This window comes from Bradyrhizobium sp. CCBAU 51765, assembly GCF_015291725.1.
Classification (GTDB): domain Bacteria; phylum Pseudomonadota; class Alphaproteobacteria; order Rhizobiales; family Xanthobacteraceae; genus Bradyrhizobium; species Bradyrhizobium liaoningense.
This window is the reverse complement of sequence record NZ_CP030038.1, coordinates 3,275,664-3,298,367: the sequence shown is the minus strand read 5'-3', so window position 1 is coordinate 3,298,367 and position 22,704 is coordinate 3,275,664. Positions and strand designations below refer to the sequence as shown.

At 64.8% G+C, this 22,704-nt stretch carries 29 protein-coding genes; 12 read left to right on the top strand and 17 right to left on the bottom strand.

Annotated features, from left to right (window positions below):
• Window positions 1-49: 49 nt before the first annotated feature.
• From XH96_RS15750 to XH96_RS15740, 3 genes are all read right to left on the bottom strand, one after another.
• Window positions 50-469 (bottom strand): GFA family protein, encoded by a 420-nt coding sequence (locus XH96_RS15750; RefSeq protein WP_194393280.1) that lies wholly within the window; start codon window positions 467-469, stop codon window positions 50-52.
• Complete coding sequence (locus XH96_RS15745) at window positions 466-1,152, bottom strand: class I SAM-dependent methyltransferase (RefSeq protein WP_194393279.1); 687 nt, start codon at window positions 1,150-1,152, stop codon at window positions 466-468. The genes XH96_RS15750 and XH96_RS15745 overlap by 4 nt, the downstream gene beginning before the upstream one ends.
• A gap of 73 nt (window positions 1,153-1,225) precedes the next feature.
• On the bottom strand, window positions 1,226-1,945 hold the full coding sequence (locus tag XH96_RS15740; RefSeq protein ID WP_194393278.1) for a bifunctional 2-polyprenyl-6-hydroxyphenol methylase/3-demethylubiquinol 3-O-methyltransferase UbiG: 720 nt from the start codon (window positions 1,943-1,945) through the stop codon (window positions 1,226-1,228).
• A 233-nt stretch (window positions 1,946-2,178) separates the two neighbouring features.
• Here XH96_RS15740 and XH96_RS15735 point away from each other — a divergent pair, with 233 nt between their 5' ends.
• Complete coding sequence (locus XH96_RS15735) at window positions 2,179-2,406, top strand: hypothetical protein (RefSeq protein ID WP_194393277.1); 228 nt, start codon at window positions 2,179-2,181, stop codon at window positions 2,404-2,406.
• 3 nt (window positions 2,407-2,409) lie between these two features.
• On the opposite strand, the gene XH96_RS15730 is transcribed toward XH96_RS15735, so the two are convergent.
• Window positions 2,410-2,676, bottom strand: a complete 267-nt coding sequence (locus XH96_RS15730; protein ID WP_194394434.1) for a hypothetical protein — start codon at window positions 2,674-2,676, stop codon at window positions 2,410-2,412.
• Between XH96_RS15730 and XH96_RS15725 the strand changes: the two genes are divergently transcribed.
• The gene (locus XH96_RS15725; protein ID WP_194393276.1) at window positions 2,675-3,043 is read left to right on the top strand and encodes a hypothetical protein; all 369 of its coding nucleotides are present in this window, start codon (window positions 2,675-2,677) and stop codon (window positions 3,041-3,043) included. The two genes, XH96_RS15730 and XH96_RS15725, sit on opposite strands and share 2 nt — an antisense overlap.
• 298 nt (window positions 3,044-3,341) lie before the next feature.
• Window positions 3,342-3,596, top strand: a complete 255-nt coding sequence (locus tag XH96_RS15720) for a hypothetical protein (protein WP_131871129.1) — start codon at window positions 3,342-3,344, stop codon at window positions 3,594-3,596.
• 26 nt (window positions 3,597-3,622) lie between these two features.
• Here XH96_RS15720 and XH96_RS39845 read toward each other — a convergent pair whose 3' ends face one another.
• The 4 genes from XH96_RS39845 to XH96_RS15700 all read right to left on the bottom strand — a co-directional run bounded on the left by XH96_RS39845 (window position 3,623) and on the right by XH96_RS15700 (window position 6,111).
• On the bottom strand, window positions 3,623-3,865 hold the full coding sequence (locus tag XH96_RS39845) for a DUF6719 family protein (RefSeq protein ID WP_124157539.1): 243 nt from the start codon (window positions 3,863-3,865) through the stop codon (window positions 3,623-3,625).
• A 243-nt stretch (window positions 3,866-4,108) separates the two neighbouring features.
• Window positions 4,109-4,816: an outer membrane protein gene (locus XH96_RS15710; protein ID WP_194393275.1), complete on the bottom strand. Its 708-nt coding sequence runs from the start codon at window positions 4,814-4,816 to the stop codon at window positions 4,109-4,111.
• 285 nt (window positions 4,817-5,101) lie between these two features.
• The gene (locus XH96_RS15705) at window positions 5,102-5,497 is read right to left on the bottom strand and encodes a hypothetical protein (protein ID WP_035676852.1); all 396 of its coding nucleotides are present in this window, start codon (window positions 5,495-5,497) and stop codon (window positions 5,102-5,104) included.
• Between the two features lie 230 nt (window positions 5,498-5,727).
• Window positions 5,728-6,111, bottom strand: coding sequence for a His-rich protein BRANT (locus tag XH96_RS15700; protein ID WP_194393274.1), 384 nt, complete (start codon window positions 6,109-6,111; stop codon window positions 5,728-5,730).
• Window positions 6,112-6,361: 250 nt separating this feature from the next.
• Between XH96_RS15700 and XH96_RS15695 the strand changes: the two genes are divergently transcribed.
• Together XH96_RS15695 and XH96_RS15690 are read left to right on the top strand one after the other, a co-directional pair.
• The gene (locus XH96_RS15695) at window positions 6,362-6,904 is read left to right on the top strand and encodes a tetratricopeptide repeat protein (protein WP_194393273.1); all 543 of its coding nucleotides are present in this window, start codon (window positions 6,362-6,364) and stop codon (window positions 6,902-6,904) included.
• A 107-nt stretch (window positions 6,905-7,011) separates the two neighbouring features.
• A complete protein-coding gene (locus XH96_RS15690; RefSeq protein WP_194393272.1) occupies window positions 7,012-8,403 on the top strand; it encodes a serine hydrolase in 1,392 nt (463 codons plus the stop codon).
• A gap of 40 nt (window positions 8,404-8,443) precedes the next feature.
• Here XH96_RS15690 and XH96_RS15685 read toward each other — a convergent pair whose 3' ends face one another.
• A complete protein-coding gene (locus XH96_RS15685) occupies window positions 8,444-10,012 on the bottom strand; it encodes a S10 family peptidase (RefSeq protein WP_194393271.1) in 1,569 nt (522 codons plus the stop codon).
• 239 nt (window positions 10,013-10,251) lie between these two features.
• Between XH96_RS15685 and XH96_RS15680 the strand changes: the two genes are divergently transcribed.
• The 3 genes from XH96_RS15680 to XH96_RS15670 all read left to right on the top strand — a co-directional run bounded on the left by XH96_RS15680 (window position 10,252) and on the right by XH96_RS15670 (window position 12,258).
• A complete protein-coding gene (locus XH96_RS15680; protein ID WP_194393270.1) occupies window positions 10,252-11,031 on the top strand; it encodes an NAD kinase in 780 nt (259 codons plus the stop codon).
• Window positions 11,032-11,105: 74 nt separating this feature from the next.
• Entirely contained in the window at window positions 11,106-11,651 is a 546-nt protein-coding gene (locus tag XH96_RS15675) for a response regulator (RefSeq protein WP_008549760.1), read from the top strand.
• A gap of 28 nt (window positions 11,652-11,679) precedes the next feature.
• Window positions 11,680-12,258 carry an Hpt domain-containing protein gene (locus XH96_RS15670; RefSeq protein WP_194393269.1) on the top strand — a complete coding sequence of 193 codons (579 nt, stop codon included), beginning with the start codon at window positions 11,680-11,682 and terminating at the stop codon, window positions 12,256-12,258.
• A gap of 236 nt (window positions 12,259-12,494) precedes the next feature.
• Here XH96_RS15670 and XH96_RS15665 read toward each other — a convergent pair whose 3' ends face one another.
• The 4 genes from XH96_RS15665 to folE all read right to left on the bottom strand — a co-directional run bounded on the left by XH96_RS15665 (window position 12,495) and on the right by folE (window position 16,337).
• Window positions 12,495-13,670 (bottom strand): DUF2336 domain-containing protein, encoded by a 1,176-nt coding sequence (locus XH96_RS15665; protein ID WP_194393268.1) that lies wholly within the window; start codon window positions 13,668-13,670, stop codon window positions 12,495-12,497.
• A gap of 289 nt (window positions 13,671-13,959) precedes the next feature.
• Complete coding sequence (locus tag XH96_RS15660) at window positions 13,960-14,979, bottom strand: lytic transglycosylase domain-containing protein (RefSeq protein ID WP_246790096.1); 1,020 nt, start codon at window positions 14,977-14,979, stop codon at window positions 13,960-13,962.
• 215 nt (window positions 14,980-15,194) lie between these two features.
• Window positions 15,195-15,617: a phosphoribosyl-AMP cyclohydrolase gene (gene hisI, locus XH96_RS15655; RefSeq protein WP_194393266.1), complete on the bottom strand. Its 423-nt coding sequence runs from the start codon at window positions 15,615-15,617 to the stop codon at window positions 15,195-15,197.
• A 27-nt stretch (window positions 15,618-15,644) separates the two neighbouring features.
• Window positions 15,645-16,337, bottom strand: a complete 693-nt coding sequence (gene folE / locus XH96_RS15650; protein WP_194393265.1) for a GTP cyclohydrolase I FolE — start codon at window positions 16,335-16,337, stop codon at window positions 15,645-15,647.
• A gap of 253 nt (window positions 16,338-16,590) precedes the next feature.
• Here folE and XH96_RS15645 point away from each other — a divergent pair, with 253 nt between their 5' ends.
• Window positions 16,591-17,046 carry an iron-sulfur cluster assembly scaffold protein gene (locus tag XH96_RS15645; protein ID WP_024340718.1) on the top strand — a complete coding sequence of 152 codons (456 nt, stop codon included), beginning with the start codon at window positions 16,591-16,593 and terminating at the stop codon, window positions 17,044-17,046.
• A gap of 116 nt (window positions 17,047-17,162) precedes the next feature.
• Here XH96_RS15645 and XH96_RS15640 read toward each other — a convergent pair whose 3' ends face one another.
• Entirely contained in the window at window positions 17,163-18,062 is a 900-nt protein-coding gene (locus XH96_RS15640; protein ID WP_194393264.1) for a hypothetical protein, read from the bottom strand.
• Window positions 18,063-18,292: 230 nt separating this feature from the next.
• On the opposite strand from XH96_RS15640, the gene yidD reads away from it, so the two are divergent.
• Both yidD and XH96_RS15630 read left to right on the top strand, forming a co-directional pair.
• On the top strand, window positions 18,293-18,631 hold the full coding sequence (gene yidD, locus XH96_RS15635) for a membrane protein insertion efficiency factor YidD (RefSeq protein WP_061880573.1): 339 nt from the start codon (window positions 18,293-18,295) through the stop codon (window positions 18,629-18,631).
• Window positions 18,632-18,722: 91 nt separating this feature from the next.
• Window positions 18,723-18,929 carry a hypothetical protein gene (locus tag XH96_RS15630; protein WP_194393263.1) on the top strand — a complete coding sequence of 69 codons (207 nt, stop codon included), beginning with the start codon at window positions 18,723-18,725 and terminating at the stop codon, window positions 18,927-18,929.
• 1 nt (window position 18,930) lies between these two features.
• Here the strand turns inward: XH96_RS15630 and XH96_RS15625 are convergent, their stop codons facing one another.
• From XH96_RS15625 to XH96_RS15615, 3 genes are read right to left on the bottom strand one after another with little or no spacing between them, the layout of a single operon-like run.
• The gene (locus tag XH96_RS15625; protein ID WP_194393262.1) at window positions 18,931-19,887 is read right to left on the bottom strand and encodes a PDR/VanB family oxidoreductase; all 957 of its coding nucleotides are present in this window, start codon (window positions 19,885-19,887) and stop codon (window positions 18,931-18,933) included.
• Window positions 19,884-20,405, bottom strand: coding sequence for an MOSC domain-containing protein (locus XH96_RS15620; protein ID WP_194393261.1), 522 nt, complete (start codon window positions 20,403-20,405; stop codon window positions 19,884-19,886). The genes XH96_RS15625 and XH96_RS15620 overlap by 4 nt, the downstream gene beginning before the upstream one ends.
• Window positions 20,406-20,455: 50 nt before the next feature.
• A complete protein-coding gene (locus tag XH96_RS15615) occupies window positions 20,456-21,769 on the bottom strand; it encodes an MFS transporter (protein WP_131871145.1) in 1,314 nt (437 codons plus the stop codon).
• A gap of 356 nt (window positions 21,770-22,125) precedes the next feature.
• On the opposite strand from XH96_RS15615, the gene XH96_RS15610 reads away from it, so the two are divergent.
• On the top strand, window positions 22,126-22,683 hold the full coding sequence (locus XH96_RS15610) for a helix-turn-helix domain-containing protein (protein WP_194393260.1): 558 nt from the start codon (window positions 22,126-22,128) through the stop codon (window positions 22,681-22,683).
• Window positions 22,684-22,704: the final 21 nt, after the last annotated feature.

The window sequence follows — 22,704 nt, the reverse complement described above, 5'->3', positions numbered from 1 at the left end:
TCCCTGACCGAACACCGGCCCGCCGGCACCAGCGGTCGACGCCTGTGCCTCAGCCTGAACTCTTCCGCGCGCTGCTCTGTTCGAAGTGCTCAACACTCGGGCCGCCGATCTCGACCCAGGCATGTTTCGATTGCTCGAACACCGATCTGACGGGCGCCGGAAAATCCGGGTCCGCGATGGCGCCGACGGCAACGCCGATCATGTCAGGCAGATTGTCGGCCTTCCAGCAGACCGTCGAGCCGCAGTCGGAGCAAAAATAGAGGCGGACCTTGCCCCCGCTTGCGGCGGCGCGAACATACTCCTTCGGCGCGCCGGAGATCGTGACGGCTTCGACCGGGTAGAACGCACCGACACCGAACGGTGCACCGGTTCGCCGCTGGCAGTCGATGCAATGACAGGCCGCGACCAGCCTGGTCGATCCCGGAAGCGAAAGTGAAACTGCGCCGCAACTGCATCTGGCATCGATCATCCGACATCCTCCAGCCGCCACAGCCCGAGGCTCTTGTCGCGCCAGCCACCACCGCCCTCTTCGCAACGCTCGTTGATCAGCGCGTGCGGCGCGGGCCAGTTGAACGGCGCCTTCTCCATGTTGAGCGCCCGCCAGTCGCCGTCCTCGCAATCCTGATTGCAGTCCCATTCGGGAAAGGTGGTGACCAGCAGGAAGCGCGCGCCGCTCATCCGAAATTGCGCGAGGGCGCGATCGATGTTCGCAAAGCTCAGATGCACCAGGCAGTCCCGGCAGAGAACGATGTCCGCACGCGGCAATGCATCGCGCGTGATGTCGGCGACGAGAAACCGGCCAGGCGAAGCGCCGTTTGCGACACGCCGGCGGTTGGCCTCGATCAGCGACGGCACGATGTCGATGCCGGTGTAATCGACATCGAGCTCGAGCCGGCCAATCCACCCGGCATCGCCGCAGGGCGCATCCAGCAGCGAGCGCACGCGGAGCCGTTGCAGCAGCGCAGGAAGCGCCTCGCGGATCGCGGCGGTCGCGGGATCCTCCGAGCCGAGGCCGGATACCGAAGTGGCCGCGCCCCAAAGGTTGGTCCGCTCGATGCGCTCGAACCGTGCGGCGAGATCGAGGCCCGCGAAGTTCTCGCGGTCGGCGAGGAAACGTTGGTGGGCGAGCACGGGAGGACGATTGGAGATCATCGGACGAGCCTCGAGCCAAGTCGTGAGCCAGTGTACAGGCGATGCGTCGCCGCCGAAATCGCCTGCCTTTCCCTCAGGCCGGCTTCTGCCACTCCATGACGTGGAAGAAGGGCACGCGGCGATGACGGGCGACCTGCTCGGGACTGCCGCCTGTCGGCTGTGGCTCGACGAACAGACGCAACTGCAGACCGTGATCGAGCAACAGCGTCATGTAGGCGCTGAGCGGACGGTGCCAGTTCTGGATTCGGATGCCGTGCCAGGCGGCCCAGATGGGACGCTCGTCCATGTAGTGATCGATGGCGAAGCGCATCTCGCCCTCGCTGTCGCGTGTCCAGCCGTCCGGCTGGCCGGCGGTGTTGAAGCTCGTCAGGTTGGCAATCAGCAGCGTACCGCCCGGGCGCAGCGCCGCCACCATCCTTGCGATCGCAGTATCGAGATCGGGCATGTCGATCAGGCTGAGATAGCTGACGACCAGATCGAAGCTCGCATCGACCTCCATCGTCTCGGCGCGGCCGAGCCGATAGTCGCCGCCAGGGTCCAGCTCGCGGGCGCGCGCGAGCAACGCCTCGGTCGGATCGATACCGGTGGTGCGGATGCCGGCCCGCTGCATGATGCGGCAGAAGCGCCCTTCCCCGCAGCCGACGTCGAGCGCATTGCGGAAGCCGCGCCCTTCGATGCGCTCCTTCATCGGCGCGTCCAGCACGAAACGGCGACCATAGTCGCCATCTTGCCCCTGCTCGACGATCCAGGCGGCCGCGGACGCGGCCCAGCCGTCGCTGACGTCCTCGTTCATAGGCAGACCTTCAGGAGTGGATGTTGGCCGCGCATCGCGGGGCGCCGCTACTGACCATAATCTGGATCAGAGTTCAACATGAGGTAGCGTGAAAGCCAGGTCGCCGCCGGTGCGGTTACGGCTGTCGTAATGACGGCCGTGCTGTTTGCGATCGCAACGGGTTCTCTGCAGGCACGACAGGTCGATGAAATGCCGGACCGGAACCAAAGACGTGCGTCGCTCGTTTTCGACCCATGCGGATCAGGGAAGAAAACCGAAACATCATTCTGCTGGTGACGGTGATGCTGTGCTGTGGCGCCGTGGCCGGCACGTTGACGCTGTTCGAGCCGGAGCTGGTGCCGGCCCCTGAAAAGCGCGTCGCCGAGAGAGCCGTGATCGACGTCGCCCGGACATCGATCCAGGCTCCAGTCCGGGTGGTCGGCGCGCCGTTTGAGCCCAACGTCAATCCCCGCGAGCGGTAACGCTCACCGCGGCAAGGCCTCTCTGCCTTCCGCAGACAGGGCGTGGGCACGCGCCAATTCTTCGGCGAACGCGATCACCTCCGCCCGCTTGTCGGGCGGCAGCGACAGGAACGCACGGATGAGCCTCAGCCCCTCCACTTCGTCCGACCGTTCTTCTCCCGCAACCATTCTTTCAATGTCGGGCGATCGGGAAAAATATGCAATCCTTTTCGAACCTTCTTGATTCGATGCGGCCGCTTTGCTGGAATGAGCGCGGCTGAGGTGGATCATGAAATGGATCGGGGAGCGCGACGCACTGATCGCGCAGACGCTGGCCTTCGTTCAATCGGTGACCGGCAGGAAGGATGCCGTCCTGCACCCGGATGCGCCGGCGGTTGGCTCGCCCGTCGCGGTCGAGATCGTCGCCATGGAGGCGATCCCCGTCGATGTCGAGCCGCCGCAAGTTCCGCTTCCGCCCCGGCCCGTACCTCTCATGGCGCGGGCAAGCGGCGATTTCCGCACCGAGATGCAGGCTCGCCTTGCCAATTTCCGGAAGCATCAGGAGCGCTTCGAGCGCGAGCGTGAGGAATACTGTACGGCGACCCTGACCAGACTGCGTGCCGCCATCCGCGACGCCGTCCCACCGGCCAAAAAATAGCGTCCGGTCAAAGGCTTATAGCCAGGACCAGACCAGCCAGAGATTGGCCGCGCAGGCGCCGAGCAGCGCCAGCGTGAGCGGCAGGAGCATGTGCCCGCAGGATGTCTTCAGGTCGCTCGTCATGGCGGAAAACATCCGCTGATTCCGGCCGACGAGTCCCAGGGATTCTTTTTTCCGGGATTCAGGACTCGTTAAGGACTCAAGGGCCGGTTGCGGCCGATCACGGCCCCGTGATCTGGCGGCGGGCCGGAACCCCGAGCGGGCAAGCTCGTTAACGGGGTTTCTTGGAGCGGGAAGAATGCCCTACGCCCTGTTCTGCAACGATGCCCAGATCAGCAAGGCCTATCCCAGCGAGTCCGACGTCTGGAAGCTCGCGCAGCGAAGCGGTCTCGTCGTGGACGTGGTTGCGGACGACGAGCGGCCGGGACCGCACCGGGTGCTCGACAACGGCTACGAGATCGCCCCGTGCCAGGCAGCACACGGCGAGGACCCCGCCAAGAACAAGGCTGAGGCCGACCAGCAGGCGAGGATGGAGCTTGAGCTGAATTCCTGAGTTCCGGCGCGAAACCGGAGCGGGGCTCAGGGCGTCGCGGCCGCCAGCGAAGCCTGCTCGCCCGGCATGGCCACGCAGGCCTTGCGGCGATGTAACCCACGGATGGCGCCGGTGACCTTCATCACCTTGCCCGACGGACAGGAAGCGTCCTTGACGAAGGCCACCTCATAAGGTGCCAGCATCAGAGGCTCGGATTTGAGGATTGTCTGTGCAGAGCACGGCAGGCAGGAGAAGCATGAGAGCACCACTGCCGACACCAAGATACGCATGTCCGTCGTCCCACCAGCCCGATAAATGTCATATAACGCGTTCCGGAGCGCGAGTTCCGTAGATCGCAAAAATTATTTTTGCTTTACCCCGGCCCCATGACGCGCGTGAGAAGGCGCGCCAGCCACCATTTGCAAGCAAATGACGCGCCAGATGGTTCACGCAAAGCAAACAATCGGCTGACAAACCGGCAAATCAAAGGCCGGCGGAGCCGGCCTTTGTCGGGTCTTCAATCGCCGCTGACGTCAGTAGCGGGAGCCGGCCGGACCGCCCCAGCCGAAGCGGTAGTTCACCCCGACCTTGACGGTATGCTCGTCCTCCCGGCCGCGAACACCGACGATGTCGGCCGGGCCGGAGGTAAAGGTGGTGCTGCCAAAATTGTAGTACTGGTACTCGGCCTTGGCCGACCAGCTCGGCGCGAACATGTATTCGAGGCCGGCGCCGACGGTATAGCCGTCCTTGTTGTTGCCAGTGGTGGTGAAGGCCTGCGGCACCCCGGCGATGTTCACGCCAAGGCCGTTATTGCGCCAGGCATAGCCACCCTTGGCGTATAGCAGCGTCGGTCCCCAGGTGTAGCCGATGCGACCGGTCACCGACCCGATCTGGTCGGTGTTGGAGGTCACCTGCGTGCCCAGCGGGAAGGTGGCACCGTTGTTGTTGGTCGGCAGCCAGGAATACTGAGCTTCGATACCCACCACCCAGTTGGGCGCGAACTGGTAGTCGAAGCCGCCCTGCACGCCGCCCATGAAGCGAGCGTCGCTGGATTGGAAGCTGCTGTCGCCGGCAAACGCGCCGCCGACATGGCCGCCGATATAGAAACCGGTCCACTTGTAAATGACCTGCGGCGGCGTATAGGCCGGAGCCTTCGTGTAGGTGCGCGGCTGTATGTCCGCGGCGGCGGCCGGCGCGGCCAGCGCAAGCACAGCGGCTGCACCCAGCAAAATCGATTTCATGATCGTCCCCGTTCTTTCATAACGACACTCAGGAAACAACGTGGCGTGAATTGGGTTGCTTCGCGGCGATGCCGGAACGTTGATCGCTCGTCACTGTGACGGGGTGGCAACAACGCGATTTTGTTCCGTCACACCACCCTGAGCTAACTGTTTTTGTCACGTGCACAAGGCTTGGCGCAACGATTTGTCTCAAGAGGAAATCACCCCGTTCAAAGCTCGCCGAAATGTGATCGAGCGGCTTCGGCTGCGTCTGTCTAACATCAGGCGATGAAGGCGGGCTTTGCGCTACCGCGTCATCTTTTCCAGTTCCGGAAAGGGTGCGTAAACCGCACCGGCGCAGAGATCGCTGGTCCTGTCGACCACGCGGTCCGCCCGGCCGTTGACGAAGATCACGGCCCGTTCGCGCATGGCCTTGTAGCTGCCATCGGTCTCGCGCGGGGTGAAGTGCAGGCAGCTCACATAGAACTGCCGGCCGCCGACCTCGCGCTGCACCGGTTCGGCCATGCTGGCGTCGCGCACGCCGACCGGATTGTTCAGATAGGTCCGCATCAGAGCCAGCGTGTCGCTCCGGAAATTGTCGGGAAACGGCTGCGGCCCGCCGGCCTGGGTCCCGCCCATCAGCGTTGGACGGTCACCGTCGCTGCCGAAACAGGCCGCAAGCGCCAAAGGCAATGCCAATATCACCGCACATCTCGCCAACCGCCCCACAGGCCCCGCTCTCCGCTCGATCAGATCAGGAGACGTTCTAGCTCCAAGCCTGCACGAAGGGAATTCGCTTGCCGCGGCGCAAGCAGCGCACCGGCCCGCCGCCGGCACCTCGGGCTTTCGCACGAGACACCGCGAACGGACCGGGCCTGAAGTCCGCGCGGCGGCGGGGCAATGCCAGGGATGCCGCCGCGCGGGATCAGCCGTCAGTTGCGCTGGTCTGATGCCGCCGGCTTGGTCACGTCCGGCTGCGCCTTCTGCGACTCCTTGGCCGTGACCTGCTTGTGATCATGGCGATCCTTGCGCACGGTCTTGTGCTCGCCGGTGGTGACCGCGGCGTTCGCATTCATCGCCTTCGACTTGGGATCCACCTTGGCGTCGGTGGCCTTGACGTCCGTAGGCTTGAGATCAGCCTTGGCGTCGGCCTTGACGCCGGCGTCCGGCTTCGCGGCGGTGGTCGACGCCTTGGTCTGGCTCTGGTCCGCCTTGATCACCGGGGCAGTCGTGGCGGTCTTTCCGGCCTCGGCAGCGAAGGCCGGGGCTGCGATCACGGATGCTGCGAGCAAGGCTGCGGACATGGTCTTCAACATGGTGGTCTCCTCTTGGAAGGATCTCGAGGCGGCGCCCTCTCGCCCACCCTTCGATCATAGATGGCAGCCTAGGCGGGGCACATTGAACCCAGTCTGAAGCCCCCGGCAGGCTTCCGTTCATCTCGATGACAAGTTTGTCATCAGCGACCGGGCGAATAGATCGTGCGAAGCGGGAATGTTTTTGCGCGATGGGGGTTCTGGTCTTCGGGCAATCGTGTAGGATCGCCACGTTCCATACGGGAGAATTTCGATGCGCAAACTCTCAATGCTTGTCGTGCCGGGCCTCGTCGCCATGACGCTGGCGGCGGCGCCGGTACTGTCGAGCGCCTATGCCGCAGGCAGCGACGAGCCGTCCTCGCCGCCGAAGTCGGATAGCTCGTCCAAAAAGGGCAAGAAGAAGAGCTCTTCCGTCAGCGATCCCAAGTTCCTTGCGGCCTATCGCACCGCCTACGCCGCGATCTACGACAATCACGATTACACGGGCGCGATCGGCCAGTTGAAGTCGCTCAAGCGCGACGACGTCGCCGACGTCGCCAATCTGATCGGCTACTCCTATCGCAAGCTCGGCGACTACCAGTCGTCGAAGGCCTATTACGAGCTGGCGCTGAAGGACGATCCGAACCACGTCCGCACCTGGCAGTATTACGGCCTCTGGCAGCTCGAACAGGGCAACCGCGAACAGGCGCAGTATCATCTGAACAAGATCGCCTCGCTTGCCGGCACCGACAGCTCGGAGTATCGCTCGCTCGCCGCAGCGCTCGACAAGCCGACCGGCGCGACGCTGGTCTACTGAGACATCGTATCCTTGAACGAAGTTGACGGGCACAACCTTTCGGGTTGTGCCCGTTCCGCTTTCTCGGCTAGCCTCCGCCACCAATCTTCCCTGCAGATTGGTGTGCAATGGACACGTGGCTGCGATCCGCGATCGACTACATCGGCTCCTGGATCGAATTCCAACTGACGACAATCCAGCAGCCCGGCGTCATCGTCGCATTCGCCCATCGCGGCGAGGTCGTCGCCGAGCATGCGTTCGGCCTTGCCAATCTCGATACCGGCGAGAAGCTCACCCCACGCCACCGCTTCCGCATCGCCTCGCACTCCAAGAGCTTCACCTCGGCCGGCATCATGAAGCTGCGCGAGCAGCGCAAGATCCGGCTCGACGATCCCGTGGGCGATTATGTCGGCGGCCTGCATCCGCGCGTCGCCCAGACGACGATCGCGCAAGTGCTGTCGCACAGCGCGGGATTGACGCGCGACGGCGCCGATTCCGGCCAGTTCATCGACAGCCGCCCCTATCTCGACACGAAAGAATTGCTCGCGGAATTGAAGCTGCCGACCGCAATCGAACCCGGCACCCGCTTCAAATATTCCAATCACGGCTTTGGGCTGATCGGCCTCGTGATCGAAGCGGTGACCAGCGAGTCCTACCCGGTCTGGATCAAGCGCGAGATCATCGAACCTGCGGGCTTGCGCGAAACCGAGCCGAATGCACCGCTTGCCAAGGGCGCGCCGTTCGCGTGCGGTCATACGCGCATCGTCCCGCTGGGCGAACGCTGCGTGATCCCCGGCGACAATCCCGCACATGCGATGGCATCCGCCGCAGGCTTCGTCGCCACCGCCGCCGACACCGCCCGCTTCTTCGCGCAGCTCGCACCCAACGCGAAGAAGAGCGTGCTGTCGGTCGCGAGCCGCCGCGAGATGACGCGGCACCATTGGCGCATCCCGCAGAGCTTCGAGACCTACTACGGCTTGGGCGTCAATGCCGGCAAGACCGACGGCTGGGACTGGTTCGGCCATGGCGGCGGTTTCCAGGGCTACATCTCCCGAACCTGCTCCATTCCCGCTTGTGAGCTTTCGATCAGCATCCTCAGCAACTCCATCGACGGCGCGGCCCCGTTCTGGATGGATGGCGCGATGCAGATCCTGCGCACCTACAAGACCCGGGGCGCGCCTGACCGCCGCGTGCGCGACTGGACCGGCCGATGGTGGACGATCTGGGGTGCGACCGATCTCGTCCCCGCGGGCAACCGCGTGCTCGTCGCCAATCCGCAGTTCAGCAATCCCTTCATGGATGCCGCCGAGATCGAAGTCACCGGCCGCGACACCGGCAGGCTTGCCTGGGCGGCCGGCTATTCCAGCCATGGCGAGCCGGTGCGCCGGATCCGTGACAAGCGCGGCAAGATCAGCGACATCTGGATCGCCGGCGCGAACGTGAAGCCGGAAAAAGTCGTCGCGCGAGAGATCGCGCGCAGATACAAGCCGCGCCGACGCCGGCCTCTAGCTAGAGCATGATCCTATCGGAAAGCCGCCACACGTTTTTGCGGATCCTGCTCTATTCCCTGATCATCGCCTCGACCTCGCTGCGGAACGCCTGCCGCGATCCGTCGCGCGAGTAGAACATGTGGCCGCCGGGATAGACGACGAACTTCACGCGTTGCGTCACGAAGGCCGGCAGCTGGTCGAGCACCCGCTTCGTTCCGAAATAGGGCGTGGCGAGATCGAACAGCCCGTGCCCGACCAGGACGTTCAGCTTCGCATCCGTGGCGAGGATCTGGCGCAGCTCGGAGACCGATTGCGGCGGGTTGATGCCACGGCCGAAGTCCCAGTTGCCTTCCACGGAGCCGTTCAGGACTTCGTAGGAGCCGTCGGGCCGCCAGTTGAGCTTGCGCGTCAGCACGTCGACCGCTGCGCTCGTCAGCGGCGCCTGTAGCGAATCGCCGGAGGGATCGCCGAAGCGTGAGCTGCTGGAATCCGGATAGGGATCGAAGCCACGCACGGACGCGTCGTAGCGCCCCGTCACCTTGCCGTCCTTGCGGTCGAACTCGCGGCGGAATTCACCGACGTCGAAGCGGCCGGCGAGCCTGCGGCTCACCGCCTGGTCGATGCCGGTGAGTTCGGCGACCTTGTCGGCCAGGCGATTGGTGGCTTCCTTGTCCGCCTCGCCCTTGACGAGGTCGGCCAGGAACTCGCCGCGCGCGTAAGCCTCGACGTCGGCGAGGTCGGCGCGCTTGACCGGTCCCTTGGCCTCGCGCGCCACCGCGACATAGCTCGGCAGTGTCGCGACATATTGCAGGAGGCTGGTGCCGGTGAACTCGCGGAAATCCAGCAACGGCGACACCATGATCAGTCCCCTGACGCCGACACCGTGCTGAAGCTGCAACTGGCGCACGACCTTCGGGCCGCGAATGCCGCCATAACTTTCGCCGGCGACGTATTTCGGCGAGGTCAGCCGATCATGTTTCTCCAGCCAGCGGCGGATCACGAGTGCGATCGAATTGGCGTCACCGTCGACGGAGTAGAACGATTTTCGCGCGTCCTCGCTACTGGCGACAAATCGGCTATAGCCGGTGCTGACGGGATCGATGAAGACGAGATCGGTGAAGTCGAGCCAGGTCTCCGCGTTCGGCTTCACCTCGGGCGAGGCCGAGGGCGACAATGCTTCGCCATCGAGCGGCAGACGCCAGGGACCGGCCGCGCCGAACTGAAGCCACGCAGAGGACGCGCCGGGACCGCCATTGAACAGGAACGTCACGGGACGCGTGGCGCGGTCGGCGCCATCCAGTTCATAGGACGTGTAGGCGATGTCGGCCAGCGGCTCGCCCTTGCCGTCGAACACACGGATCGAGCCGGCGGTCGCGGCGAAATTGAGGGTTCGGCCGGGCAGATCGAGCGTCTGCTTCGTGGTCGAATCCGGCGGGAGACGGTACAGCTCGGCCGCCGACAGCGACGCCTGCGACGCGTTCTGCGGACCACCGCCGCGACTACCCTTCTGCCCGGTCGGAGCAGCTGTCTCCGGGCGCGGCTTCGGCGGATCGTCGGCGCGCGCAAATCCAGCAAGCGCGAAAGCCGAGACCGCCAGCACCAGGACCGTTCGACGGAGCAGCGGCAAATTCGTGACCATGATCGTTCTCCCTGCCCGGCTGTGACAGCCGGTGAGGACGAAAAGGTTAGCCCGGAATTGCGACGCTTTGGGGAATCCTTGGTCCGGCGGGGGCCTGAACCGGCCGCAGAGGGTCAAATCACCCGGAGCGACAGTCTCCGTCAGCTTTGGAGGGCGGTCCTCCTCGACAATGCAGGCCTACCTCGTATAGACGAGCCCGGCGGAACTTACTCGAGCCAGCGGCACCTGCCCGGGAAGCCATGACAAAGCCCTCGCGATACGACCGGATCGCCTTCGTCGCCAGCCCGAGCAGCGAGGCGCAGGCCGCCTTCGGCCAGCTCACCAGGGATTATGGCAATTGCGACCCGAAGGATGCCGACGTCGTCGTCGCGCTCGGCGGCGACGGGTTGATGCTCCAGACGCTGCACCAGAACATGCATACGGGAAAGCCGATCTACGGCATGCACCGCGGCACGGTCGGCTTCCTGATGAACGAGTACTCGACGCACGATCTGCGGGCGCGGCTCGAAGCCGCGCATGAATCCGAGATCAACCCGCTCCTGATGCGCGCGACCGACATGCACGACCGGGTGCATCTGCACCACGCCATCAACGAGGTCGCCCTGTTCCGGCAGACCTACCAGGCGGCGCGCCTGAGGATCCTGATCGACGAGCGCGAGCGCATGTCCGAGCTGATCGCCGACGGCATCATGGTGGCGACGCCGGCGGGCTCCACCGCCTACAATCTCTCCGCGCAGGGACCGATCCTGCCGATCAACGCCGCGCTGCTGGCGCTGACACCGATCAGCGCCTTTCGTCCGCGCCGCTGGCGGGGCGCGCTGCTGCCCAACACGGCCTATGTCGTGATCGAGGTGCTGGAGGGCGAGAAACGTCCCGTCGCGGCGGTCGCCGACCACGACGAGGTCCGCGACGTCCGCCGCGTCGAGGTGCTCTCCGACAGGACCATCTCGATGCGGATGCTGTTCGATCCCGGCCACAGCCTCGAAGAGCGTATCCTGCGCGAGCAGTTCGGCTACTGAGCCCCGGTCGCAACCCTTCGTTAACTCCCGGCGCGATATGGTTAACGAAGGTTGACCGCTTTGGCCCGGGCGTCATGTTTCGCATCGACTTCAACAAGCTGCGCTTCCTCGTCTGCGACGACAATCCGCACATGCGCCGCATCCTGCGGACGTTGTTGCATTCGTTCGGCGCGCGCGAGGTCTATGAAGCCGAGGACGGCGCCACCGCGCTCGAAATGTACAGCCATTACGTGCCCGACATCGTCATCACGGACTGGGCCATGCCGATCTTCGACGGGCTCGAGCTCGCGCAGATGATCCGGCAGCCGGAATCCAAGGGCAACCCCTACGCGCCGATCATCATGCTGACCGGCCACTCCGAGAAGCGTCGCGTCACGGTCGCGCGCGATGCCGGCGTCACCGAATTCCTGGCCAAGCCGATCTCGGCCAAGGGCCTCTATCAGCGCATCCTCAACGTGGTCGCCAATCCCCGCCCCTTCATCAAGACCAAGACCTATTTCGGGCCGGACCGGCGCCGCAACACCAACTCCGCCTATATGGGACCCGAACGCCGCGTCGGCGAAAAGCACGAGGTGCTGCAGCAGCCCTCGCTGCTCGACAAGGCCCGCTCCTCCATCTAGCGCAACGTCTTCAGGCGAGGCAGGTATCATGGCGAAGAACAGCGCAAAGGACATCGAGGTCAAGGCCTTCGCCACGCACCACGTCATCACTCAGCCCAACCCGCTGCGCAAGGTCCTGCGCCGCGTCGAAGAAAAGGACATGGACGATCCGGTCCGCCGCGCCGAACAGGCGCTCGCGAGCCTCTCCGGTGAGTTCAAGGACTGGATGGCGATCGAGGTCCAGAGACTGTCCACCGCCTGGACCGCCGTGCAGAAGGATGGCTTCACGAAGAAGCTGCGCGACGAGCTGTTCCACGCCGCACACGACATCAAGGGCGATGCGGCGACATTCGGCTTTCCTTCGGCAGCGGGAATTGCCGAGAGCCTGTGCCGCATCATCGAGCACGCGCCTGATCTGGAAAAGGTGCCGGCCGAGCTGTTCACGCACCACATCAATGCCATTCTCGCCATCGTGCACGAGAACACCAGGCTCGACAGCCTCAGCGTCTCCGCCGAGCTCAGCCGCCGCCTGCGCAAGGTCGCCGACGACTATCTCGCCAACGTCAACCGCGACCGCCCCGAGCATCTCGAGGTCATCCTGGCCCCGAGCATCGCGCCGGTGGAGTAGTAAGGCTCTCTCCTCTCGTCATTGCGAGCGCAGCGAAACAATCCAGAATCCCTCCGCGGGGACAGTCTGGATTGCTTCGCTGCGCTCGCAATGACGGTGTTTGGGAAGCCCGGCTCTATCGCCACGACTGGAATCGCGGGGTGGGCAAAGCGTAGCGTGCCCACCAATCAGCATGAATTGTGCGGATAGATGGTGGGCACGGCGCTTTGCGCCTTTGCCTACCCTACGGCATCTCGTTACGCCGCGATCAGATCGTCATAGAGCGGGTCGATCGCATCATCCGCGACGAGCTCGTCGCAGAACAACCGTGCCTCCTCGCGCGCGGATTCGGTGGCAAAGCGGCGCAGCAGGACCATCAGCGGCTCGGTGGCGCCCCGGTCGGTCTCGCAGTGGGTGAGCACGCGCTCGACCATGCGCCGGCGCAGCCGCGCCGCGCCGTCGTCGCTATCGACAAAGCCTTGCTCGTGGCAGGCATCGAGCGCGACCTGGAACGCCGCAAACGTCACCTCCGGAAGCCCGGCGCGACGGAGCAGCGCCTGCAGGCTGTTGCCGCCGCGATCGTGCAGCAGCGCGGAGACACGCGCCAGCGGCAAATCGGCGAGTTCGGCGAGGGCCGCGTCGAACAAGTCGAGATTGCCCGAGAGCAGTGCCCGCAGGATCAGCCCCGCGGTCAGTTGGCCGGTGATGCGCAAATGCCTGACCAGGCCTTGCATGTCCTCGCCGCGCGAGCGCGCCGCGATGTTCATGGTGGAGCGATCACGTGCCTCGATCGTGATGCGGTCCGCACGGTCGGCGCTGAGCCAGTTCCGCGCCACGACGAATTGCGCCAGCGTCTGCGAGAGCTTTGCCACCAGCGCCGCGCGCGTTGCGGCCGGCAGATCCTCCAGCACCAGCATCGCCTCGCGGATCGCGGCGAGATGGCCGTGGCGCTCGACGATGCGGTCCCAGGAGAACGGGGCGAGTTCGGCGTTGGGATTCTCGATCAGCTCAAGTGCGGCAGCTGCGCAGCCGACTTCGGCGATCGCGGCGCACACCGACACCGGCAACGCGATGCGGCGGGCCACCGCGCATTGCACCTCCTCGTTGCCGGTCGCGACGATGTCGACGAGGTCGGCGTCGATCAGCAGCGGGGAATGTTCGAGCACCGGCAGCGCGACGGTCGGCTGATCCGTCGACAGCGCCTGCACGATCGCGGCCGGCGCCTCGCCGCTGCGGGCAAAAGCCTCGGCCATCGCCTGCCGCACCAGCGGCGAGGGATCGTCGAGCAGCATCAGAAGCGCGCCTTCGGCGGCGATGCGGTCGTCTGCAGAAAGGTCTGAGATCAGCCAGGCCCGCGCCAGCGCCCGTGTCGCCTCGGCCCGCTCGCCTGCGGGCGCCGTCCTGATCCAATTAATGAACTGCCGAACAATCATCCTGCTTCCGGCTTACACAAACAAACGAAAAGAGTGACGGCTCGTCACCTGCAACACAAAATAAACCATGACGCTTAACAAAGCGTTCACCATAACTGACTGGTATTATTGACGTTTTGTTAATGGAACAAAAGCACTACCCACACGTGCACCGACAGCAACGCACGCCTTCGGCGAATGCGCTGCCGAGCCGTGGGCCCAGAATTTCGAGAGAAAGCTCGCAGCACTGGATCCCGGCTCAGCGCAGCAGCGTTTCACGCTGCAGCGCGTCCGGGACACGAGACGGCGACTAGCTCGAGAACGTGCCGCTACGGTCGCTGAAGAGATCGAGCGGCTGCGGCGGCCGCACGTCCGGCGTTGCCGACGCCATCGAGGTGAGCGAGGCGTTGTCGCCCCATAGTTTCTGCACCGTGGTCGAGACCGGCTGCGTCGCATCGCCGGGCTGATAGATCGAACGAAACACCGGCGTGCCCGCCGCATTGTCCGCGAGCGTCGCCGGCGAGGTCGCACTGACGGGCGTCGCGGCGCGTGTGTTCGGGAAAGTCTGAAGATAGACGGCATTGTCGATCACCGGCGCCGTCGGCTGCACGCTGATCGCACTCGCGACCTCGGTGGTCGACGGCGTGTCGCCGTACATCGCCATCGCGCTGCGCGTCACTTTCGAATTGGCGGCACTGGCGTAGCGTGCGTCGAGCACCGAATAGACTTCGGAGACGCTGCGGGCGCGGCCGTCTTTGGCGTAGAAGATCGAGCGATTGGCGGATGCCGCGTTGGGAAACAGCCGCGCACCGACCGCCTGCGGATTGTCCTCGGCATTGGCGATCAGCCTGGCCGCGCCGCCGACACCCATGAAATGCGCCATATAGAGCTCGCTATCGCTCGGCCTGCGGCCGAGCAGGCCGGTGAGCTTGAAGCTGTTCGACTGCGTCAATGCCGCCGCCATGCTGGAGGCGGCTTCAGGGTCGTCGCGCAGCTTCATGATCGACCGCTTCATCACGGGATCATCGACGGTGTAGGTGCCGGCCGAGGTTCTGGTGATGGCGTCGGCGTAGCTGCCATAGCCGAGCTGGGTGCCGGCTTCCTTCACCGTGCCAAGCCAGGTCTGGTCGATGAACTGGTAGAGCCCGTGCGCGGACGAGGTGGTGGCCCCCGCCGTCGGATCGAAATCCGATTCCATCTTGGCGGTGGTCAGCATGTACTGGAAGCTGACGCCGGAGATATTCGAGGCCTGCTTGATCGCACCGGCGACACGCGCGCGCGACGGATCGAGTCCGACGGTCTGCGTGGCACCGGAATTGTCGATCGACATGATGAAGTGCCCGCCCCGCGCGGCATGGAGCGACGCCGGCAATTCGGCGCCCGTCGTGTCACCGTGGGACAGTCATGGTTAATGCGGAGTTAATTCAGCCCTCACCGTCATTCCGGGGCGCGCGCAGCGCGAGCCCGGAATCCATCGCAGGGCATTACGCGCGGCTGAATGGATTCCGGGCTCGCACCTGCGGTGCGCCCCGGAATGGCAGCGAGTTATTTCTTGTAGACCGAGTCCGGATCGAACAGCCGCTCGGCGTCGGCGAACACCAGCTTCGCTTCCCCGTCAGCTCCCTCGACCTTGCGATAGAAGCACGACCGCCGCCCGGTGTGGCAGGCGGCGCCGACCTGCTCGACGCGGATCCAGACCGCGTCCTGGTCGCAATCGGTGCGCATCTCGACCACGCGCTGGATCTGACCTGAGGTCTCACCTTTTCGCCACAAGGCATTGCGCGAGCGGCTGAAGTACCAGGCATCGCCGGTCGCGATCGTCTTGCGCAGCGCCTCCTCGTTCATGTGCGCGACCATGAGCACGTCGCCGGTGGCGATGTCGGTCGCGACGCATGTCACGAGGCCGCTGGCATCGAACCTGGGCAGGAAGGCGAGACCTTCTTCGATCTCATGGGAGTGAGCGGACACAGGACCCTCGCGAGTTTACTTGCGAGGTCAGCGCGTCGTGCCTCGCACCAGGGACAGGAAACGGGCCTGCTCCGCCGGATTGTCGCGGAACATGCCGGTGAAGCGGCTGGTGAAGGTGGAGGCGCCATGCTTGGCGACGCCACGCACCGACATGCAGGTATGCTCGGCCTCGATCAGCACCGCCACGCCGCGCGGCTTGAGGATCTCGTCGATGGCCGCTGCGATCTGCGCCGTCAGGTGCTCCTGGGTCTGGAGCCTGCGGGCGAAGATGTCGGTCAGACGCGCAAGCTTGGACAGGCCGACGACACGTTCAACCGGCGTATAGGCGATGTGCGCCTTACCGTAGAACGGCATCATGTGGTGCTCGCACTGCGAGGTGAATTCGATGTCGCGCACCAGGACGAAATCGTCATAGCCGGCGGTCTCGCCAAAGGTGCGGTCGAGTACCTCGGCCGGGCACTGGTGATAGCCCTGATAGAGTTCGTCGAAAGCTTCGACGACACGGCGCGGCGTGTCGAGCAGGCCCTCGCGCTCGATGTTCTCGCCGATATAGGCGAGCAACGTCTTCACCGCGGCTTCCGCCTCGGCGCGTGCCGGGCGCGGCTGGTCAGCGCGAACGGCGGCAGCAAGGAATTCTGCAGGATCAAGCTCGGCCGGGCGGCTCTCGGGCTGCCGGTCGGAGGGCTTGTTGGGGCGGATGGATTTGATTGCAGCGTCCATATCGACTCCGTTCGACGGCCTTGCGGCCGGAGTGTCACCGGCAGACGGGGCGGCCAAGCCGCCGGACGCCTGAACAGAACAAGTTTCGGCGGAAAGTCCTGAGGCGATAACGCCGGCAGCGCATATCTGGATCACCGCCACCGCACCGCTGGACTGTTTTTCCACCAGTTCCGTCTCTATATAGGACCGTGGGCGGCGCCCGCCAAGGCCGATCCGGCCCGGAAGTGGCTGTGGACGTGTTGGACTCCATCACATGCTGAACGACATCTACAACAAGCGGATCATCGAACTGGCCGGGAATATTCCGCGCCTCGGGCGGCTGTCGGACCCCGACGCCTCCGCCACTGCCCACTCCAAGCTCTGCGGATCGACCGTGAAGGTCGACCTCAAGATGAATGGCGATACCGTCACCGACTTCGCGCATGACGTGAAGGCATGTGCCTTGGGCCAAGCCTCTTCATCCATCATGGCAAGTCACGTGGTCGGCTCGACTGCGAGCGAACTCCGTGAGCTACGCGAAACCGTTCGCAAGATGCTGAAGGAGAACGGTGCGCCTCCCGAAGGCAAATGGGAAGAAATCAAGTTCCTCGAGCCGGTCCGCGACTACAAGGCGCGCCATGCCTCGACGCTTCTCACCTTCGATGCCGTGGTCGATGCCATCGGCCAGATCGAAGCCAAGGCCAAGCAGCCGGCCGCTGCGCAGGGCTGATCCCAAGCCGATGTCATTCCGGACCGCCCAAAGGCGAGCCCGGAACTCATGCGGTACAATATCCGGGATTCAGGGTTCGTCGCTTCGCGACGCCTCGGAATGACCGTGCGGGGAGCCTACTTCTGCATCGCCGCAGCCGGCGCGGCCGCGCCACCCGTCGGGACCAGGGCTTCCGCCGTCTTGGTCGATTTGGCAGGCTGCGCCTGCTCCGGTTCCGCGCCGAACCTGGCCTGCGTCTTCGGTGCCAGCTCCGCCATTGCCGGCGCCGAAATATCCACATGCGGGAGTACATCAGCCACGAGATCGGTCGTGACCAGATTGGTGAGCTTGAGCTCGCCGGCGTCGAGCTCGTGCAGGTCTTCCCAGGGCGGAACACTGAGCGCAAGCGACAGCAGGTCGCCGGCGCCGCCCATGTCGAATGTGTATTTGGCCAGTCGGCCGATGTCGCGTTCCACGATCATCAGATCCTGCGCGCTGTAGCTCGCCGCCTTGGCATCGTCAGCCCGGTCGCCCATCCAGATCTGGTGGACCCGGACATGGGCGGCTTCCGGCACGTAGCGCTTCTTGCCGGCGAGCAGCAGGAACACGCACATGGATTCGCAATAGGCCTCCGGCGCGACCGCCGGGCGGGTCGACGGCCCGCCGCGGAGGCTGACGCCGACCGTGGTCAAAAGCCCGAGATTGCGAAAGCGCCGGCCGAGCGTGATCGCATCATTGACGGACCCGCCGCTCGAATCGAGCACGACCGTCGCGCCGCCGAGCTGGCGCCCGCGCGAAAACTCTTCGAATTCCCTTGGCGTGTCGGCGGTGATGATGCCGACCGCGCTGACCCAGCCGCGGCAGTTCGGCTCGCAGGCGACCCAGCTGAATTTCATCGGCAGCTTGCGCTCTTCGAGGGTGTTGCCTGCCCGGGCCGACGACCCGAAAGTCGCGACGGCGCCAGCCAGCGCGACTCCACAGATGGCGGTTCCCACCAGCAACCAGCCGCGAAGATTGAGCGACGTCAGACGTTTCAAACTGGTCCCTTCCCCAAGCCCCAAGGCGATTCAGGTAAGCCCCGTTTTGCGCGTTCAATGAGTCTACACATGAACGTCACAAAAATGGTATCCGGGGGAATACAGCTCGTCCAGAGATACTTGCTGCACTGCTCCCAAAAAGCACGCAAAATAGGGCGTGCAAACAACAGCTTACGGTTCCCTGCGCCGGAACTGGGCACCCCTTGGCTTAAGGTCGCAGCAAAGCGCACATGAAGCATTCAGCCTGCGAGCATTGTTCCAGCTCCGTCGACGGTGCGCTCCGGCTGCCCCGCAGATTTGGGCGCGCGCTGATCTGGCTCTATCGGCATACGCTGTCGCCCCTGGTCGGTTACAACTGCCGGCACTTGCCGACATGCTCCGTCTACGGCGATGAGGCGATCGAACGGTTCGGGCTCTGGGCCGGCGGCTGGATGACGCTCGCGCGCCTGCTCCGCTGCAATCCCTTCGGCACGTCCGGCATCGACAACGTGCCCCTCACCGCACCGCAAGGCGCACGCTGGTATCTGCCCTGGCGCTACGGCCGCTGGCGCGGGGTCAATGCACCCTGATAGAGGCTCCGGTGCTGGTGCATCGCCGCCCTGACCGGAACCGGCGCTTTCCGCTCGCGTTGTTTCGATGCTCCCACGGGAGGAAACAACAATGCGCTGGAAAATCAGCCCTCATTTTCACGTCCGGCCTGGTCCGAATTTCGGTCACAGGGGACACGATCCCAGAACCGTCGACCTGCTCGCCGCCATCGCACTGCTCGCGCTCGTCCTCGGCTCAGGTTGGTATCTGGCGAGGAGCTTCGCGACACAGCCGAGCACGACGACGTTCATCGTGCCGAGCCAGAGCGTGCATTGGTAGCTCAAAGATCCAGCACCAGCCGCTCGGCGTCCGAGCCCGCCACGCAAACCATGAGATAGCGTTCGCGTTCATACGGCGACAGGATGCGGTCGCGGTGAACCGGCTTGCCTTCGATCCATCCGACCTTGCAGGCGCCGCAGATGCCGCCGCAGCAGGAGGTCGCGATGTCGATGCCTCCCTCCTGCAATGCGGCCAGCATGGTCTGGCCGGCCCGCACCTCGATCTCGGCGCCCGAGCGCGCCAGTGACAGTGTGAACGGCTTGGCGTCGGGATCGATGACCGGTGGCGGTGCGATGAACCGCTCGATATGGACGCTCGCAGCCGGCCACGCTGCGGTCACCCGCTCGAAATCGTCGGTCATGCTCTCCGGGCCGCAGCAGGCAACCATCGTCTCAGATCCACCCTCTCCGACGAGCGCTGCGAGATCGGGACGCCCGCTCCGGGACGTCCGGTGCACGATGATGCGCCCCTCTTCGACCAGCGAGCCGAGATGCGTGGCGAGCGGCACCTCCTCACGCACGATCAGATGCAGCGTGAAGTCGGCTTGCCTCGTTCGTTCGAGATGCCGCACCATGGACAGGAACGGCGTCACGCCGATGCCGCCAGCCAGGAACACGTAGCGCGCGATGCGAGCTTGGGGCTCAAGTCCGCCGCGTGGCAACGACACGCCGATGACATCGCCGATGCCGATTTCGTCGTGCAGCGCCCGCGAACCGCCGCGTCCATCCGCTTCGCGCTTCACCGCGATGACATAGCGCGTGTTGTCGGCGGGATCGTTGCACAGCGAATAGGTACGGACCAGCGCGTTCGGCAGATGCAGATCGATATGTGCGCCGGGTTTGAACGGCGGCAGTTCCCACCGGTCGGGATCGGCGAGCGTGAACAGTTTGATGCCTGCCCCCGCCTCCTCGATGCCGGCGACGACCGTCTTGACCGTCGTGATCGGTCGCGCGCTCATGCCGCATTCCGCACGGTATCGCCGACCCTGACGATGCCGCCTTGCAGGATCTTGCAGTTGAGGCCGGAACGATTGATCAAGGGATCGAAGATCGCCTTGCCGGTGATCTCCTCAATGTGCCGGCACGGCACCGACAGCCGCGTCGCTTCCAGCAGGGTCTCGCCCAGCCAGAAGCGGCGGCCGACGAGATGATTCAGCGGCACGCCCTCCACCGTGACGTTACGCCGATGCTCTTCCGGGCCCAGTTCGATCCCGGCGTCGCGCTTCAGCGCAACCAGCGTCTCGAGTTCGAACAGGGTCACCTGCCGGCCCTCTTCCGGCTTGTGCGAGTAAAACCCCTCTTCCCTGCCGATCATGTAGCGGTCGCCCTCGATTCCTTTCCCGGCGACGAGGGTGATGGTCTCGGCTGCGCGCATCGGCAGGAACGCGCGCGGGGTGAGATGGAGGAAGCGCACCACGCCGGTCCATCCGAGCTGTGCTGCGCCCTGCGCCGCACCGGCGCTGATCGTATCAAGCATGACAAATCCTTTTGAGAAGTCGTGGCGCCGCCGGCAGCGGCGCCGCGGGATCAGGTCAGTTCCTTGTTCGCCATCTCCGGGGCGAACGTGGTCGCGATCGCGGTGATGGCGGCGCAGGCGACGAGCAGCAGCGAGACCGGCCAGGTTGCGCCGCCGCTCCAGGCCATCAGAGAGGCCGCAATCAGCGGCGTCAACCCGCCGCTCAGGGCCGCACCGACCTGGAACCCGAGCGAAGCACCGCTGTAACGTAGCCGCGCGGTAAACAGTTCGGAGTACCAGGGCGCGCCGATACCGAACATGACCATCTGACCGAAGGTGATCGCGACCACGATGGTGCAGACAACGATCGTCGGATCGCGGGTGTCGAGCAGCCAGAACAGCGGGAAGGCGAACAGCGCCGAGAACAGGCAGCTCGCATAGAACATCGTCTTGCGGCCGACCAGGTCGGACAGCCAGCCGAACAGCGGGATAGCGAGCAGCGCGACCAGCGATGCGGCGAACGCCCCGTTCAGCACCACCGCGCGCGGCAGGCCGAGATTGGCGGTGGCATAAGACATCACAAACACGCCGCCGATGCTGGCATAGGCGATCTCGGAGATCTTCAGACCGACCGCGGTGAAGAACGGCCGGCGGTGGTGCCTGAAGATCTCGAGCAGTGGGAGGCTTGCGACTTCCTTTTTGGCCTGGACCTGACGGAAGGCGGCGGTCTCCTCCATGTTGAGGCGGATGTAGAGACCGACGCCGACCAGGAGGATCGAGATCAGGAAGGGGATGCGCCAGCCGTAAGTCATGAAGTCGCTCTCCGGCAGGCTCGCCACCAGCGCGAACATGCCGATCGCGGCGAGATTGCCGATGGGGTTGCCGACCTGCACCATGCTGCCGAGCAGGCCGCGGCGATGCGTCGGGCAATTCTCGACCACCATCAGCACGGCGCCGCCCCATTCGCCGCCGAGGCCGATACCCTGGAGAAAGCGCAATCCGATCAGCAGCACCGGCGCGGCAATGCCGATCTGCTGGTAGGTCGGAAGCAGGCCGATCAGGAAGGTGCCGATGCCCATCACCATGATCGTGATCGCGAGCATCGCCTTGCGGCCGACCCGGTCGCCGTAATGGCCAAAGATCGCGGCACCGAGCGGGCGCGCCAGAAATCCGACGGCGTAGGTGCCGAAGGCCGCGATGGTGGCGAGCGCGGGATTGCCTGCGGCGAAGAAGACCTTGTTGAACACCAGCGCGGTCGCCGTGCCATAGATGAGGAAGTCGTACCATTCGACCGCGGTGCCGATCACGCTCGACCACACGATCCGTCGCAAGCTCGCCGCCTCGTCCGGCGCTACGTTCAGGGTTACGTCGTCTGCTACGGTCATCGATCTCTCCAAAAGGTACCGGCGCCTGGGAAAAGCAGTTGGTTCGGTCGTGGTGCCCATCGGCAGCCGCGACGGTAAAAATCGATCATGTTTACTAATGGAAATCAACGCCACGGAACGCGGCAGATGCCGACGATCGCGGCAATGCGAACGAATTGCACCAATATTCGGCGATTTTCCGCGTTATACCAATTCACCTGCTCATAATATCCGCGCCCTTGCCCGAAATTTCTGCTCAGAAGTTTTCTAATGGAATACCCTCGCGGGCGACCGGCGCGGGGCCTTGCCGTCCGCCGGGCTGGCAGTCTGGCGCCATCTGTTGCAAAACAGGCTTCAGCAGCTCGGGAGACTCATGCGTGCTTGACGTCAGCAAAGCGACAGCGGTCGGGGCCAACATCCGCCAGGCGCGGATCGCCAAGGGCCTGACGCTGGACCAGCTTGCGAAGCAAAGCGACCTCACCCGCGGCTACATTTCGCTGGTCGAGCGCAACCTCAAGATCCCCTCCCTCGCAGCCCTGCTGCGGATGGCCGCCGCGCTCGAGGTCAATGTCGCGACCTTCTTCGACCCGAACGCCGAGCCGGCACCGCGCTACACGCTGTTCCGCCGCCAGGACGGCAATGTGCCGCTATTCCAGGACACGTTCGGCGTGGTCCCGCTGGCGACCGGTCGCACCCGCAAGATGATGGAGCCTTTCCTGCTGAGCCCGCCGCACAAGTCGGCGACGCGCGCCTCGCATGCGGGCGAGGAGCTGCTGTTCGTCATCAACGGCAGGATCGCGATCAAGCTCGACGGCGAAGAGCTCGTCCTCGGCAGGGGAGATTGCCTGTATTTTTCAGGCGAGACGCCGCACGAGGTCAGGAGCCTCGGCCGACAGAAGGCCGAAGTGCTGGTCGTCGTGGCCCAGACCTCTTGACGCCCGGCCTCGCCAAATAGC

Excerpts from the sequence above, each read along its gene's own strand:
- XH96_RS15730 (WP_194394434.1), bottom strand. The coding sequence starts at position 2,676 with ATGATCCACCTCAGCCGCGCTCATTCCAGCAAAGCGGCCGCATCGAAT.
- XH96_RS15740 (WP_194393278.1), bottom strand. The coding sequence starts at position 1,945 with ATGAACGAGGACGTCAGCGACGGCTGGGCCGCGTCCGCGGCCGCCTGG.
- XH96_RS15745 (WP_194393279.1), bottom strand. The coding sequence starts at position 1,152 with ATGATCTCCAATCGTCCTCCCGTGCTCGCCCACCAACGTTTCCTCGCC.
- XH96_RS15625 (WP_194393262.1), bottom strand. The coding sequence starts at position 19,887 with ATGAGCGCGCGACCGATCACGACGGTCAAGACGGTCGTCGCCGGCATC.
- XH96_RS15645 (WP_024340718.1), top strand. The coding sequence starts at position 16,591 with ATGCTGAACGACATCTACAACAAGCGGATCATCGAACTGGCCGGGAAT.
- XH96_RS15725 (WP_194393276.1), top strand. The coding sequence starts at position 2,675 with ATGAAATGGATCGGGGAGCGCGACGCACTGATCGCGCAGACGCTGGCC.
- XH96_RS39845 (WP_124157539.1), bottom strand. The coding sequence starts at position 3,865 with ATGCGTATCTTGGTGTCGGCAGTGGTGCTCTCATGCTTCTCCTGCCTG.
- XH96_RS15690 (WP_194393272.1), top strand. The coding sequence starts at position 7,012 with ATGGACACGTGGCTGCGATCCGCGATCGACTACATCGGCTCCTGGATC.
- XH96_RS15670 (WP_194393269.1), top strand. The coding sequence starts at position 11,680 with ATGGCGAAGAACAGCGCAAAGGACATCGAGGTCAAGGCCTTCGCCACG.
- XH96_RS15720 (WP_131871129.1), top strand. The coding sequence starts at position 3,342 with ATGCCCTACGCCCTGTTCTGCAACGATGCCCAGATCAGCAAGGCCTAT.
- XH96_RS15700 (WP_194393274.1), bottom strand. The coding sequence starts at position 6,111 with ATGTTGAAGACCATGTCCGCAGCCTTGCTCGCAGCATCCGTGATCGCA.
- XH96_RS15695 (WP_194393273.1), top strand. The coding sequence starts at position 6,362 with ATGCGCAAACTCTCAATGCTTGTCGTGCCGGGCCTCGTCGCCATGACG.
- XH96_RS15735 (WP_194393277.1), top strand. The coding sequence starts at position 2,179 with ATGCGGATCAGGGAAGAAAACCGAAACATCATTCTGCTGGTGACGGTG.
- XH96_RS15710 (WP_194393275.1), bottom strand. The coding sequence starts at position 4,816 with ATGAAATCGATTTTGCTGGGTGCAGCCGCTGTGCTTGCGCTGGCCGCG.
- XH96_RS15675 (WP_008549760.1), top strand. The coding sequence starts at position 11,106 with ATGTTTCGCATCGACTTCAACAAGCTGCGCTTCCTCGTCTGCGACGAC.
- XH96_RS15665 (WP_194393268.1), bottom strand. The coding sequence starts at position 13,670 with ATGATTGTTCGGCAGTTCATTAATTGGATCAGGACGGCGCCCGCAGGC.
- XH96_RS15685 (WP_194393271.1), bottom strand. The coding sequence starts at position 10,012 with ATGGTCACGAATTTGCCGCTGCTCCGTCGAACGGTCCTGGTGCTGGCG.
- XH96_RS15630 (WP_194393263.1), top strand. The coding sequence starts at position 18,723 with ATGCGCTGGAAAATCAGCCCTCATTTTCACGTCCGGCCTGGTCCGAAT.
- folE (WP_194393265.1), bottom strand. The coding sequence starts at position 16,337 with ATGGACGCTGCAATCAAATCCATCCGCCCCAACAAGCCCTCCGACCGG.
- XH96_RS15660 (WP_246790096.1), bottom strand. The coding sequence starts at position 14,979 with ATGTCGATCGACAATTCCGGTGCCACGCAGACCGTCGGACTCGATCCG.
- XH96_RS15750 (WP_194393280.1), bottom strand. The coding sequence starts at position 469 with ATGATCGATGCCAGATGCAGTTGCGGCGCAGTTTCACTTTCGCTTCCG.
- XH96_RS15615 (WP_131871145.1), bottom strand. The coding sequence starts at position 21,769 with ATGACCGTAGCAGACGACGTAACCCTGAACGTAGCGCCGGACGAGGCG.
- XH96_RS15680 (WP_194393270.1), top strand. The coding sequence starts at position 10,252 with ATGACAAAGCCCTCGCGATACGACCGGATCGCCTTCGTCGCCAGCCCG.
- XH96_RS15620 (WP_194393261.1), bottom strand. The coding sequence starts at position 20,405 with ATGCTTGATACGATCAGCGCCGGTGCGGCGCAGGGCGCAGCACAGCTC.
- yidD (WP_061880573.1), top strand. The coding sequence starts at position 18,293 with ATGAAGCATTCAGCCTGCGAGCATTGTTCCAGCTCCGTCGACGGTGCG.